This is a genomic window from Aliiroseovarius halocynthiae, assembly GCF_007004645.1.
Lineage (GTDB): Bacteria > Pseudomonadota > Alphaproteobacteria > Rhodobacterales > Rhodobacteraceae > Aliiroseovarius > Aliiroseovarius halocynthiae.
In genome coordinates this window covers 81,891-94,242 of record NZ_ML660022.1, presented here as the reverse complement: position 1 = coordinate 94,242, position 12,352 = coordinate 81,891, and the positions used below count along the sequence as shown (strand labels likewise).

General features: G+C 60.1%; 11 protein-coding genes. 8 read left to right on the top strand and 3 right to left on the bottom strand.

Annotation, left to right across the window (positions count from 1 at the left end):
* Window positions 1-12 precede the first annotated feature (12 nt).
* The 8 genes from rlmH to FIL88_RS11970 all read left to right on the top strand — a co-directional run bounded on the left by rlmH (window position 13) and on the right by FIL88_RS11970 (window position 7,668).
* On the top strand, window positions 13-483 hold the full coding sequence (rlmH, locus tag FIL88_RS12005) for a 23S rRNA (pseudouridine(1915)-N(3))-methyltransferase RlmH (protein WP_142854116.1): 471 nt from the start codon (window positions 13-15) through the stop codon (window positions 481-483).
* Window positions 484-662: 179 nt separating this feature from the next.
* The gene (gene gpmI, locus FIL88_RS12000; RefSeq protein ID WP_142854115.1) at window positions 663-2,183 is read left to right on the top strand and encodes a 2,3-bisphosphoglycerate-independent phosphoglycerate mutase; all 1,521 of its coding nucleotides are present in this window, start codon (window positions 663-665) and stop codon (window positions 2,181-2,183) included.
* Window positions 2,180-3,346, top strand: a complete 1,167-nt coding sequence (locus tag FIL88_RS11995) for a murein hydrolase activator EnvC family protein (RefSeq protein ID WP_322788898.1) — start codon at window positions 2,180-2,182, stop codon at window positions 3,344-3,346. Before gpmI ends, FIL88_RS11995 begins: the two co-directional genes overlap by 4 nt.
* Window positions 3,347-3,350: 4 nt before the next feature.
* Complete coding sequence (locus tag FIL88_RS11990; protein WP_142854114.1) at window positions 3,351-4,685, top strand: S41 family peptidase; 1,335 nt, start codon at window positions 3,351-3,353, stop codon at window positions 4,683-4,685.
* 90 nt (window positions 4,686-4,775) lie between these two features.
* Window positions 4,776-5,270, top strand: coding sequence for an RNA pyrophosphohydrolase (locus FIL88_RS11985; protein ID WP_142854113.1), 495 nt, complete (start codon window positions 4,776-4,778; stop codon window positions 5,268-5,270).
* A complete protein-coding gene (locus tag FIL88_RS11980; protein ID WP_142854112.1) occupies window positions 5,270-5,773 on the top strand; it encodes a hypothetical protein in 504 nt (167 codons plus the stop codon). Before FIL88_RS11985 ends, FIL88_RS11980 begins: the two co-directional genes overlap by 1 nt.
* Before the next feature lie 78 nt (window positions 5,774-5,851).
* Window positions 5,852-6,544 (top strand): ribulose-phosphate 3-epimerase, encoded by a 693-nt coding sequence (gene rpe / locus FIL88_RS11975; protein ID WP_142854111.1) that lies wholly within the window; start codon window positions 5,852-5,854, stop codon window positions 6,542-6,544.
* A gap of 176 nt (window positions 6,545-6,720) precedes the next feature.
* Window positions 6,721-7,668 (top strand): MBL fold metallo-hydrolase, encoded by a 948-nt coding sequence (locus tag FIL88_RS11970; protein ID WP_142854110.1) that lies wholly within the window; start codon window positions 6,721-6,723, stop codon window positions 7,666-7,668.
* Window positions 7,669-7,676: 8 nt separating this feature from the next.
* Here FIL88_RS11970 and FIL88_RS11965 read toward each other — a convergent pair whose 3' ends face one another.
* From FIL88_RS11965 to dapE, 3 genes are read right to left on the bottom strand one after another with little or no spacing between them, the layout of a single operon-like run.
* On the bottom strand, window positions 7,677-8,828 hold the full coding sequence (locus FIL88_RS11965; protein ID WP_246066703.1) for a lytic murein transglycosylase: 1,152 nt from the start codon (window positions 8,826-8,828) through the stop codon (window positions 7,677-7,679).
* Between the two features lie 27 nt (window positions 8,829-8,855).
* On the bottom strand, window positions 8,856-11,111 hold the full coding sequence (gene rnr / locus FIL88_RS11960) for a ribonuclease R (RefSeq protein WP_142854109.1): 2,256 nt from the start codon (window positions 11,109-11,111) through the stop codon (window positions 8,856-8,858).
* Window positions 11,108-12,265, bottom strand: a complete 1,158-nt coding sequence (gene dapE / locus FIL88_RS11955) for a succinyl-diaminopimelate desuccinylase (RefSeq protein WP_142854108.1) — start codon at window positions 12,263-12,265, stop codon at window positions 11,108-11,110. The genes rnr and dapE overlap by 4 nt, the downstream gene beginning before the upstream one ends.
* Window positions 12,266-12,352 lie beyond the last annotated feature (87 nt).

Here is a 12,352-nt window from a genome sequence, read left to right as displayed (position 1 = left end):
GGGGGCGAGTGGATGCGCGTGCATGTCTGCGCGGTCGGACGGCTGCGCAAATCGCCTGAACTTGATCTGATCGACGACTATTCCACCCGGTTCGACCGGACCGGGCGGGCACTGGGCCTTGGTCCGCTTTCTTTTCATGAAGTCGAAGACAAGAAGGGCGGCGGCATGTCTGCCGAGGCGCCTTTGTTGGAACGCGCCATTCCCAAAGGTGCGCTGATCTGCACGATGGACGAGCGTGGCAAGGTTATGTCCTCGCCCGATTTCGCCAAGCTTCTTGGCCGTTGGCGGGATGAAGGGCGTCAGGATGTCGCCTTTGTCATCGGAGGCGCAGATGGGATCGACCCGGCTTTGCGCGCCAAGGCTGACGCCAGCCTGTCCTTTGGCAAAATGGTCTGGCCCCACATGCTGGTCCGCGTGATGCTGTCCGAACAGCTTTATCGCGCGGCAAGCATTCTGGCAGGCAGCCCGTATCATCGGGTTTAAGCCTTTCCCGCATCCTAAGTTTGAGCGCAAAGGGCATCGCCTGTCCGCGGGCGGAAGCGAAGCGCCCGCCCATGGGGGCGGACGGGCGCTGCCCGGCGGTGCCGCCGGGCGGAATGTCTACCGTTGCACAGACCCCTCTGACCCCATAGATAGAAGTCGAGCAGACAGAGGACCCCGCCATGACCACCCCGAAACCCGTCGTTTTGTGCATTCTGGATGGATGGGGTCTGCGCGAGGACACCGCCTTTAACGCCCCCGCGCTGGCAAAGACGCCGAATTTTGATCGGTTGATGGCGACTTGCCCGAATAATACCCTGATCACCCATGGTCCTGATGTGGGGCTGCCCACCGGCCAGATGGGCAACTCCGAGGTTGGCCACACCAATATCGGTGCGGGTCGTGTGGTCGCGATGGATTTGGGCCAGATTGATCTGGCGATCGAGGATGGCAGCTTCTTCAAGAACGAGGCGCTTCTGGAATTCGCCGCGAAGGTCAAAGCCGCCGGCGGAACTGCCCATATCGCGGGGCTTGTCAGCCCCGGAGGGGTGCACAGCCATCAGGATCATCTTGTGGCCGCTGCGAAGGCTCTGACAGATGCAGGTTTACAGGTGGCGATCCATGCCATCACCGATGGGCGCGATGTCGCCCCACAATCTGCCCGCGAACAGCTGGCCGCCTTCCAGTCCGCTCTGCCCGAAGGCGCGCGCATCGTTACCCTGTCGGGCCGTTATTTCGCGATGGACCGCGACAACCGGTGGGAGCGTGTTTCGCTGGCTTACGAGGCGATCACCCACGGCACAGGGAAGATCTTCAGCACCGTCGATGCGGCGATCTCTTCCGCTTACAACAATGAAATCACGGACGAGTTCATCCGCCCTGTGATCATCAACGAATATGCCGGTCTTCAAACTGGCGACGGATTGTTCTTCGTCAACTTCCGTGCCGACCGCGCCCGGGAAATCCTGCGTGCCATTGGCGAGCCGGAGTTCAATGAGTTTGAGGTTGGCACTCGCCCGACCCTGTCCGCCCTTCTGGGCATGGTCGAATACTCCGACGCCCACAACGCCTATATGACCACCTGTTTCCCCAAGCGAGACATCGTGAACACGCTGGCCGAATGGGTCGCCAAGCACGGCAAAACCCAGTTCCACACCGCCGAGACCGAGAAATATCCCCATGTCACCTTCTTCCTGAACGGCGGCAAGGAAGACCCGGTTGAGGGTGAGACACGCTATATGGCTGCTAGCCCAAAGGTCGCGACCTATGACCTGCAGCCCGAGATGTCGGCCCCCGATGTAACCGAGCATTTCGTGCAGGCGATCCATGAGGGCTTTGACCTGATCGTCACGAACTTCGCCAACCCCGATATGGTCGGCCATACCGGAGACCTCGACGCGGCCATCGCGGCCTGTGAAGCGGTTGATGATGGTCTGGGGCAGGTAATCGCTGCCCTCGAAGAGGTCGGCGGCGCGATGATCGTTACCGCAGACCACGGCAATTGCGAAACCATGTGGGACGAGGCCACGAACGGCCCTCACACCGCGCACACCACCAACCTTGTACCGGTGGTATTGATGGGCGGGCCCGACGGGATAACTCTTGCACATGGGCGTCTGGCCGATCTGGCCCCCACAGTGCTGGCGCTGATGGACCTGCCGCAACCTGCCGAGATGACCGGCGAAAGCCTTATCCGCCGGTGACCCTGCGCCGTGCTCTCCAGCCCCTTTTGGCGGGTCTTGCTTTGGCGATCTCTGCCGGGGCTTTATTGGCGCAATCTGATCCGACACGGACTGCCCGCGCCGCAATGGAGCAGCTTGAGGTTGCAACCCAAGCCCTGCAAGAGGCGCAGAAATCCGGTGATCGCATTGCGGCGTTGACCCAGACTGTTCAAGCCTATGAAGAAGGGCTGTCTGCCTTACGTGACGGGCTGCGCCGCATCAATCTGCGCGAAACCGCATTGCAAGCGGCCTTTGACGCTGAAAGCGACCGTCTGGGCCAGCTTCTGGGTGTGTTGCAAACGATCGGAAAAGCGCCCGAGCCAGCATTGTTGATCCACCCCTCTGGCCCTGTTGGTACCGCGCGTTCGGGCATGATCCTGTCCGAAGTGACACCGGCCCTGCAAGCCCAAGCCGAAGATCTGCGCGCCCGATTGGAAGAGCAACGCACCCTGCGCGCACTTCAGGAGAACGCAGTGGACACGTTACAAACAGGCCTGACCGGCGTGCAGGAAGCACGGTTTGAACTGAGCCTTGCGCTGGCACGCCGGACAGAACTGCCCCGCCGTTTTGTCGCGGATGAGGAGCGTATGAAAACCCTGCTGGAAAGCGCCGATACGCTGGCCAGCTTTGCCGAAGGGCTGATGTCAGACCCCAAAGCCAATGCCAGTGCGACGGCTTTGCCCGATTTCGCATCCGTACGTGGGCGGTTGGCGATGCCGGTTTTGGGGCGCGTGTTGCGCGGGTTTGGCGAACGTGATGCCGCAGGCATTCAGCGCCCCGGCCTGATTGTCGCCACACGCCCCTTGTCCATCGTGACCACCCCTTGGCCTGCCACAATCCGTTATCTTGGCCCACTTCTGGACTATGGCAACGTTGCCATTCTGGAGCCGGGCGATGGGTATCTGATCGTATTGGCCGGGCTTGGTCAGCTGTACGGAGACGTCGGTGAAGTATTGGCCCAAGGGGCGCCCGTGGGCCTTATGGGCGGGGCAGATCCCGCTGACACCTCACTGGATGATCAAGCGTTTTTGATCGCTGCCACGGAAGGAACTGGCGCAGAGCGCTCGGAAACGCTTTATATAGAGCTAAGAAAAGACGGAACGCCCGTGGACCCGACGACTTGGTTCGCGGCAGGCAAGGAATGATGGTATGAAGAAACTCGTGATGGCCGCGCTGGGCGGAACCTTGGCAGGCGCCATTCTGACCACCCAGGTGGCTGGTCCGCTTGTGGCGCAAGACGCCAGCGAAAACGCAACAGTGTACGAGCAGTTGGATCTGTTTGGCGACATCTTCGAACGCATTCGCGCACAATATGTGGAAGAGGTGGAACCCGGCGAGCTGATCGAGGCTGCCATTGACGGCATGCTGTCGTCGCTTGATCCGCATTCCAGCTATCTGTCGCCCAAGGATGCGGCCGATATGCGCGTGCAGACCCGTGGGTCTTTTGGTGGTCTGGGCATCGAAGTGACGCAGGAAGAAGGCTTCGTGCGCGTGGTTTCGCCGATGGATGGCACCCCCGCTGATGACGCCGGAATGGAGACCGGCGACTATATCACCCATGTGGATGGCGAAAGCCTGCTTGGTCTGACGCTGGACGACGCTGTGAACAAGCTGCGCGGTCCGGTTGGGTCCGAGATCATAATCACCGTGGTGCGTGAAGGCGCGGACGAGCCCTTTGACGTGTCGATTATCCGCGACACGATCAAACTGACCGCTGCCACGGCACGTACTGTTGGCAATACGGTTGTGTTGCGTGTGACCACCTTCAACGACCAGACCTATCCCAACATGGCTGAAGGTCTGTCCCGCGAAGTCGAAGCGCTGGGTGGGTTCGAAAACGTGGATGGTGTCGTGCTGGATTTGCGCAACAACCCCGGCGGTTTGCTGAACCAAGCCATCGCCGTGTCTGACGCGTTTCTGAACAGCGGCGAGATCGTATCGACCCGCGGCCGTAACCCTGAGGAAAGCGAACGTGTGAACGCCGAAACGGGAGATCTGGCGAAAAGCAAGCCCATGGTGGTGCTGATCAACGGCGGCTCGGCTTCTGCCTCCGAGATCGTGGCAGGTGCGTTGCAAGATCACCGTCGCGCCATCGTCGTGGGGACGAAAAGCTTCGGTAAGGGGTCGGTTCAGACGGTGATGCCGGTGGCATCCGAAGGCGCGATGCGCCTGACCACCGCGCGCTATTACACACCGTCGGGCCGTTCCATTCAGGCGCTTGGCGTTTCGCCCGATATCGTGGTTGAACAGCCCCCGCGCCAACCCGCAAGCGAGGAAACGGAAGAAGACACCCGCGGTGCGCGCAGCGAAGCTGATCTGCGCGGACGCCTGAACAATGACAGCCTGTCGGAAGACGAACAGCGCCAGATCGAAGAAGAACGCGAAGCCGCTGAACAGGCCGCTGAACTGCGCGACGAGGATTTCCAGCTGTCCTACGCCGTGGATCTGATCAAGGGTCTGGCGACGATCGCCTCGGCGAAATGATCGCCCGAAGCAGACTACAAAGGGCCGCCTTCGGGTGGCCCTTTTCCTTTGCACCTCAGCCCGGTAGGGTCGCAGAAAAACGAGGCCCCAATGACACCTGACGAGATCTCCAAACTGCCCTATCGCCCCTGTGTGGGCATCATGATTCTGAACGCCGACGGCAAAGCCTTCGTGGGCCAGCGCCTGGATGCCCCGAAACTGGGCACCGAAGCCGCATGGCAGATGCCTCAGGGTGGGGTCGACGACGGCGAAGACCCCCGCGATGCGGCCCTGCGCGAGTTGTGGGAGGAAACCGGCATCACGTCAGATCTTGTCACTGTCGAGGCCGAGCTTGATGATTGGTTGCCCTATGACCTGCCCCATGAGATTGTGCCGAAGATCTGGAAAGGTCGGTATCGCGGCCAGAAACAGCGTTGGTTCCTTTTGCGTTTCCATGGTGATGACGCACAGGTGAACATCGAAACCGAGCATCCTGAATTCAGCAATTGGCAATGGATGGCCACAAACCAGGTTGTCGAAAACATTGTTCCCTTCAAACGTGACCTCTATGCCAAGGTGATGGAAGGATTTCAGGAGTATCTGTGATGCGTTCTCTTTTCACCGCCATCTGCCTTGCGGGTTTGTCGGTTACGCCAACCACAGCCTCGGCGCTGTCCTGCATGCCCTATAATGCCATCGCGGCCTATAATGATGCAGCCAAGTCAGATGACGATTATGTTGTGGTCCACGGCACATTGCAATTCGACGAAAGCAAACTTCCCAAGGTGGATTGGCAGCATCAGGAAGACGTCAAACCGGACAATCACCTGACCGGTCGGATCGAGGGCAAAAGCCTGACGCGCAACGGGTTCACTGCGCAGTTCATGCGCGGCATCGACATCAATGTGCAATGCTATGGGCCGTGGTGTTCAGGGCTGACCAGTGGGGCAAAATATCTTGCCTATCTGAAGAAGGACGGTGACCACTATCTGCTGGAAACCAACCCCTGCGGCGGGTTTGCCTTCCAAGATCCCGACCGGGCCACCCTGTTCAAAGTCACAGCCTGCCTGAATGGCAAGCGCTGCGACCCAGATTTGCCCCGGCGCTAAGTTAGGGCGCGAATCTCCCTTCGCAAACCCGCGAAACCCTCTATAAGGGCGGCAAATCCATGCTGCCCGGAGACCCCAATGTCCTTTGACCGTTCCATCAAGATCGCCCCGTCGATCCTGTCCGCTGATTTCGCCAATTTTGGTCAGGAAATCCAAGCCATCGAAGCGCAGGGCGCAGATTGGGTGCACGTGGACGTGATGGACGGCCATTTCGTACCGAACCTGACCTTCGGCCCGCCCGCCGTGAAAGCCTTCCGCCCGCATGTGAAAACCTTCATGGACGTGCACCTGATGATCGCGCCGGTGGACCCGTATATTGAAGCTTACGCAGAAGCAGGCGCCGATATGATCGTTGCGCATTACGAAGCCGGGCCCCACCCGCATCGTACCTTGCAAGCCATCAAGGCCACCGGCGCCAAGGCGGGCATCAGCCTGAACCCGGGCACGCCCGCATCGGTGATCGAACACTTGCTGCCGCTCTGCGACATGGTGCTGGTGATGAGCGTGAACCCCGGCTTCGGCGGGCAGAAATTCATTCCTTCCTCGGTCGACAAGGTGCGCCAGGTGCGTGAAATGATCGGAGATCGTCAGATCCACATCCAGGTCGATGGCGGCGTCGACCCCTCCACAGTGGGCCCGTTGGTCGCTGCCGGGGCTGACTGCTTCGTCGCAGGCTCGGCGGTCTTCAAAGGTGGTTCGGTCGACAAGCCCGAAATCTATGGCGACAATATTCGCGCCATCCGTGCCGCTGCCGAAGCAGCACAAGGCTGACCACTTTTTCTTGTTTCAAATATCCCGGGGTGAGCGCATCGCGCGAGGGGCAGCGCCCCTCAGGCTCACGCCGTGAGCCACCCCCACCCGTATAGACGGGCGGGACCCTACGCTTTCCTCTAGATCAACACATGCGAATGTGACAATCTGATGCGAATACGTATCGGAGGACCCCCATGTTTCGCATCTCGACCGCCATCCTGACCTGCCTCGCGTTGCCCGCCTTCGCAGACGAGGACATCGCCGACCAGTATCCCGGCTCGGTTCTTTACGAAAAACCGGTTGAGGTCATCCCGGATGTCTGGTCCGCGATCGGGGCGACTGCTCCTCCGACCTATGAAAATGCGGGTCACAACAACAACCTGTCATTCATCGTAACGGGGGACGGTGTGATCGTGGTCAATGCGGGCGCGAACTATAAGCTGGCCGAAGCTCTACATGCGGAAATCAAGGACATCACCGATCAGCCCGTCAAGCTTGTGATCAACGAAAACGGGCAAGGCCACGCGATGCTGGGCAACAACTATTGGATCGGTCAGGGCGTCGAGGTTCTGGCACATGTGGATGCCGCCCATGAGTTCGAGGAATATGCCGGTCAACTGTTTGAAGGCATGAAGCGCTATGCGCAAGAGAACTGGGAAGGCACCGAACCAATGGGCCCGACCCGCACCTTTGACGAAAAAGAAGCCATCACGATGGGCAACAAAACCATCGAAGTCCTCTATTCCGGCCCCGCCCACAGCCCGGGCGATATTCAGGTTTGGCTGCCCGAAGACAGCCTGATGATCGCGGGCGACATGGCCTTCCACAATCGTATCCCGCCGATCTTTGAAGACACCTGCACCAGCTGTTGGATCGAGACTTGGGAAACCGTCTTTGCGCCGATCAATGCGACTTACGTCATTCCCGGCCACGGTTATCCGACCAACATGGCGCAAGTGGAAGATCACACGATTGGCTATCTCAAGCACCTGCGGGGTCAGGTCGGCAAGCTTCTCGAGGATGGCGGCACGTTGGATGAAGCCTATTATGTCGATCAGTCGCCCTTTGCCCATCACGACACGTTTGAAGAGCTGGCCACCAAGAATGCAGGCCAAGTTTATGCTGAGATGGAGTTCGAATAACGCGCAGCTCAGACGCTTTGGCGCAAACCGTCCAGCAAGGCGGCTGTCGCAAAGCCGTCTGGTACAAGCCCAGCGTCATTTTGATACGCCCGCAGCGCTTTGCGCGTGTTGGGGCCGGTGAAGCCATCGGCCCCTTGCGTGTCAAACCCGGCCTTGGTCAACAGGGTCTGAAACTCGGACATCTGATTGCGGGTTAGCGGCGTTAAGCCGTCCGGGCAGCGCGAAACCTTGGCCCGCAAACCGGCTAGACGATCCGACAGATGCCCAACTGCAATGCCATATGCCTCGGCGCGGTTATAGGTCAGAATGACGTGGAAATTGTGGTTCACCACGAAGGCCGGACCGGTTGCCCCTGATGGGCACAGCACAGATGCCGCACCATAATCTGGAAGGTTGCTGTCATCCGCACTGCGCACGCCCATCGCGTTCAAGTCGGCGATACGCATCCGTTGCTCTGGCCCGGTCATGCTGAAATCGAAGTCATCGGGCAGCTGGGCCTCAATCCCCCAAGGTTGGCTTTCGCGCCAGTCATGCTGGGTCAGGTAATTTGCGATCGAGGCCAATCCATCGATCGGATCATTCGACCAGATATCGCATTTCCCGTCCTTGTCGTGATCGACGGCGAATTTCAGAAAGCTTGTAGGTATGAATTGCCCATGCCCCATTGCGCCTGCCCATGAACCCACCAAATCCTCGGCACGTGCGTGGCGGTTTTCAATGATCGACAACGCCGCAGACAGCTCGTCCTCAAAGAACGCGGCCCGGTGTCCGTCATGGGCAAGATTGGCCAAAGCTGTCAGGACGGAATAGGCGCCGCGCACACGGCCATAGTCGGTTTCAACACCCCAAATGGCCAACAGGACCTGAGGGTCCACGCGATAGGTCCCGGCGATCTCGTTCAGGATCTTGCGTTGATCGCGGAATTTCGCACGGCCCTTGCTGACGCGATCAAGCGTGACAACCCGGTCCAGATATTGGGTGATGTTCAGCGCAAATTCGGATTGATTTGACTGCTTTTCGTGAATGCCTGGTTCAGGCACCAGAAAGGGCATGGCCTGCTGTAACAGCTCGCGCGTGACGCCGTTTTTCGAGGCGCGTTCGATATAGCCGTCAAGCCACTGATCAAATCCTGCGCCTGCGTTCACATGTGTTTGCGTCACAACCGACCTCGTATCCCCTAACCGGCATCAGCGCCGGGACCGTTTCACCTTTCGCTTGATTTTGGCGCTACGCTTCGCGTCGGTCATGGGTTTTCGGCGGCCAGATTTCCCCCCTTTGCGGGCAGATACGCGGGGCAATTTCCGGCCCTCAACCTCTAACAACTCCAACGCAAGGCCGCCGGTGGTTGGGATCGCCTCGGTCAGGCGCACGACCACACGTTGCCCCAGCCCAAGTGTTAAGTTCGAGCGTTCGCCGGTCAGGGTCTGATCATCGGCATTGAAGCGGAAATACTCGTTGCCCAGCGTGCTGAGGGGCACCAGCCCGTCCGCCCCGCTTTCGTCCAGTTTTACGAACATGCCGAAGCGGGCAATGCCCGAAATCCGGCCGGTGAATTCGCCGCCAACTCGTTCTGACAGATAGGCCGCAAGATAGCGGTCGGTTGTGTCGCGTTCCGCCAGCATCGAACGCCGCTCGGTTTCCGAGATATGCTTGGCGGTGGCTTCCAGCGTTTCGACATCCTGCGGTGTCAGCCCATCATCGCCCCACCCGTGGCCCGAAACCAGCGCACGGTGCACGATCAGGTCGGAATAGCGTCTGATGGGCGACGTGAAATGCGCGTAAGATTTCAGCGACAGCCCAAAATGCCCGAAATTCTGCGGGTAATAATAGGCCTGCGTCATCGAGCGCAGGGTCGAGATGTTGACCAGCTCGTCAAACTCGGTGCCTTCAGCTTGTGCCAGAAGGTGGTTCAAGTGGCGGGTTTGCAGAACCTGCCCTTTGGCCAGCGTAAAGCCGGATGCCTGTGCGACCTCGCGCAGGGCTTCCAGCTTCTCGGGGCTGGGTTCTTCATGCACGCGGAACAGAAGCGGGCGTTGCAGGCGCATCAGCTCTTCTGCGGCGGCGACATTGGCCAGAATCATGAACTCTTCGATCAGCTTGTGCGCGTCGAACCGTTCGGCAAAAGCGATCGAGGCAACCTTGCCATCCTCGCCCAGAATGATCTTACGTTCAGGCAAGTCCAGATCCAGCGGTTGGCGTGCCTCGCGTCCCAGTTTGGCCGCGCGATAGGCGGCGTAAAGCGGGGTGATCACTTCGTCCATCAAAGGCGCGCACTTGTCGTTGGGCGCACCGTCTTGGGCAGCCTGCACCTCGGCATAATTCAGCGACGCGTGGGATTTCATCAGCCCGCGAATGAAGCTGTGGCTGATCTTTTGTCCCTGCGCGTCCAGCACCATACGAACCGCCAGACAGGCGCGCGGGACGCCTTCGTGAAGACTGCACAGATCGCCGGACAGGCGGTCGGGCAGCATTGGCACCACGCGGTCGGGGAAATAGCTGGAATTGCCACGCTTGCGGGCCTCGACATCCAGCGCCGAGCCGGGCGTGACATAGTGCGCGACATCGGCAATCGCGACCCAGACGACATGGCCGCCGGGGTTCTTGTCGTTGTCATCCGCATGCGCATAGACCGCGTCATCGTGGTCTCGCGCATCGGCCGGGTCGATGGTCACCAAAGGAAGATTGCGTAGGTCTTCGCGGTTCTTCAGGCCCGCAGGTTTTTGGGCGTCAGCTTCGGCGATCACTTTGTCAGGGAAGGCATCAGGGATGCCATGCTGGTGGATGGCGATCAGGCTGACCGCTTTGGGCGCGGTCGGGTCGCCCAGACGCGCCACAATGCGGGCGCGGGGCAGGCCCATGCGGGATTTCGGCCCGGATTGCTGCGCCTCGACCAACTCGCCATCTTTCGCGCCCTCATCTGCGCCGGAATCGACGCGCCATTCTTTGTCGGCGCCCTTGTCGATGGGCACGATCCGTCCGCCCTCGGATCCTTTGCGGAAGATGCCCAGAATGCGTTGGGGGTTGGTGCCGATGCGGCGGATCAGGCGACCCTCGTAAGCGTGCCCGTCGCCCTTCACCTCGGTCAGGCGGGCGAGGATGCGCTCGCCTTGCGCCAGTGCGGGGTCGCCGCCCTTCGCCACCAGAAGCACGCGCGGGGCGGCACCTTCGCCTGTCCATTCGGTGGGATAGGCAAACAGATCGCCGTCCGCATCCGGTCCTTCGATCCGCAACACGGACACGGGCGGCAGTTTATCTGCATCGCGATAGGTCTTCTTGCGTTTTTGCAGATGACCTTCGGCCTCAAGCTCTTTCAGGATCCGTTTCAGATCAATCCGGGCCGCGCCACGAATGCCAAACGCCCGCGCGATGTCGCGCTTGGCGGTCATTGTGGGATTTTCCGAAATCCAATCCAGAATATCTTTCTTGGTGGGCAGTTTGCTCATGCGAAGTAATCCTGAATGATGCGGCTGTAGATGGATTTGAGCTGCGGGATCAGGGCAACCTCGACCCGTTCGTCCACCGCGTGCATGGTTTTGCCGACAAGGCCAAACTCGACCACCGGGCAATGATGCTGGACAAAGCGCGCGTCCGAGGTGCCGCCAGATGTGGATGCCTCGGGCACTCGCCCGGTTTCGGCCTGCACCGCGTTTGCGATCAGGTCTGACAACGGGCCGGGGGGCGTCACGAAGCTTTCGCCCGAGACGCTTACCGTCATTTCAATATCCACGCCCGTGTCCTTGCCAATGCGCTCGGCTTCGGCTCGCAGCCAAGTGGTGATGCTGTCCGAGCTATGGGCGTCGTTGAAGCGGATATTCACCGTGGCGCGGCTTTCGGCGGGGATCACGTTGGTGGCCGGGTTACCCGTGTCGATCGTCGTCACGGCCAGCGTTGAGGCGTCAAAATGGTCGGTGCCCCGATCCAGCTCATGCGCCGCAAGGTCTGCCATCAGGCGGGCCAATGCAGGCACGGGGTTCAGAGCACGATGCGGGTAAGCTGCGTGCCCTTGCACGCCGCGTGCAGTGAAATAGGCAGTCATGGACCCGCGCCGCCCGATCTTCATCATCTCGCCCATGTCATTGGGGCAGGTGGGTTCGCCGACGACGCAATCGGTCATCTGCTCGCCATTTGCTGTCATCCAGTCAAGGATCGCGACGGTGCCGTCTGTGGCGGGGCCTTCTTCGTCCCCGGTGATGGCGATGACAAGCGACGCATCGTGGGGCGCGTTGCGGGTGAAATCCACGGCGGCGGCAACCCATGCGGCCACGCCTGATTTCATGTCTGTCGCGCCCCGGCCGTAAAGGTACCCATCGCGGATCTCGGCGCCGAAGGGGTCGACGCTCCAGGCCTCTACATCTCCCACAGGCACCACGTCTGTATGCCCATTGAAACCCAGCGTGCGTGCGTTCTTTGACCCCCAGCGGGCGTAAAGGTTCGACACGTTGCCCCGATCGACACGCGTGCAGGCGAACCCGGCGTCGGTCAACAGACCCTCAAGCAAAGTCAGCGCCCCGCCTTCATCCGGTGTCACAGATGCGCAGCGCACCAGCTTCTGGGTCAGTGCAATCGGGTCAATAGAGGCAGGGGTGGTATCTGTCATAAAACTCTCCATTCCCCACCTCTGTATCAGGTGGGGCAGGCGGTGCAAATGAATGCAGGCTGCGAAAGCCTGCGCATCGCGTTAATA

Bases quoted from the DNA above. Each gene is read 5' to 3' on its own strand.
- dapE (WP_142854108.1), bottom strand. From the start codon at position 12,265: ATGACAGATACCACCCCTGCCTCTATTGACCCGATTGCACTGACCCAG.
- rlmH (WP_142854116.1), top strand. From the start codon at position 13: ATGCGCGTGCATGTCTGCGCGGTCGGACGGCTGCGCAAATCGCCTGAA.
- rpe (WP_142854111.1), top strand. From the start codon at position 5,852: ATGTCCTTTGACCGTTCCATCAAGATCGCCCCGTCGATCCTGTCCGCT.
- FIL88_RS11990 (WP_142854114.1), top strand. From the start codon at position 3,351: ATGAAGAAACTCGTGATGGCCGCGCTGGGCGGAACCTTGGCAGGCGCC.
- FIL88_RS11985 (WP_142854113.1), top strand. From the start codon at position 4,776: ATGACACCTGACGAGATCTCCAAACTGCCCTATCGCCCCTGTGTGGGC.
- rnr (WP_142854109.1), bottom strand. From the start codon at position 11,111: ATGAGCAAACTGCCCACCAAGAAAGATATTCTGGATTGGATTTCGGAA.
- gpmI (WP_142854115.1), top strand. From the start codon at position 663: ATGACCACCCCGAAACCCGTCGTTTTGTGCATTCTGGATGGATGGGGT.
- FIL88_RS11970 (WP_142854110.1), top strand. From the start codon at position 6,721: ATGTTTCGCATCTCGACCGCCATCCTGACCTGCCTCGCGTTGCCCGCC.
- FIL88_RS11980 (WP_142854112.1), top strand. From the start codon at position 5,270: ATGCGTTCTCTTTTCACCGCCATCTGCCTTGCGGGTTTGTCGGTTACG.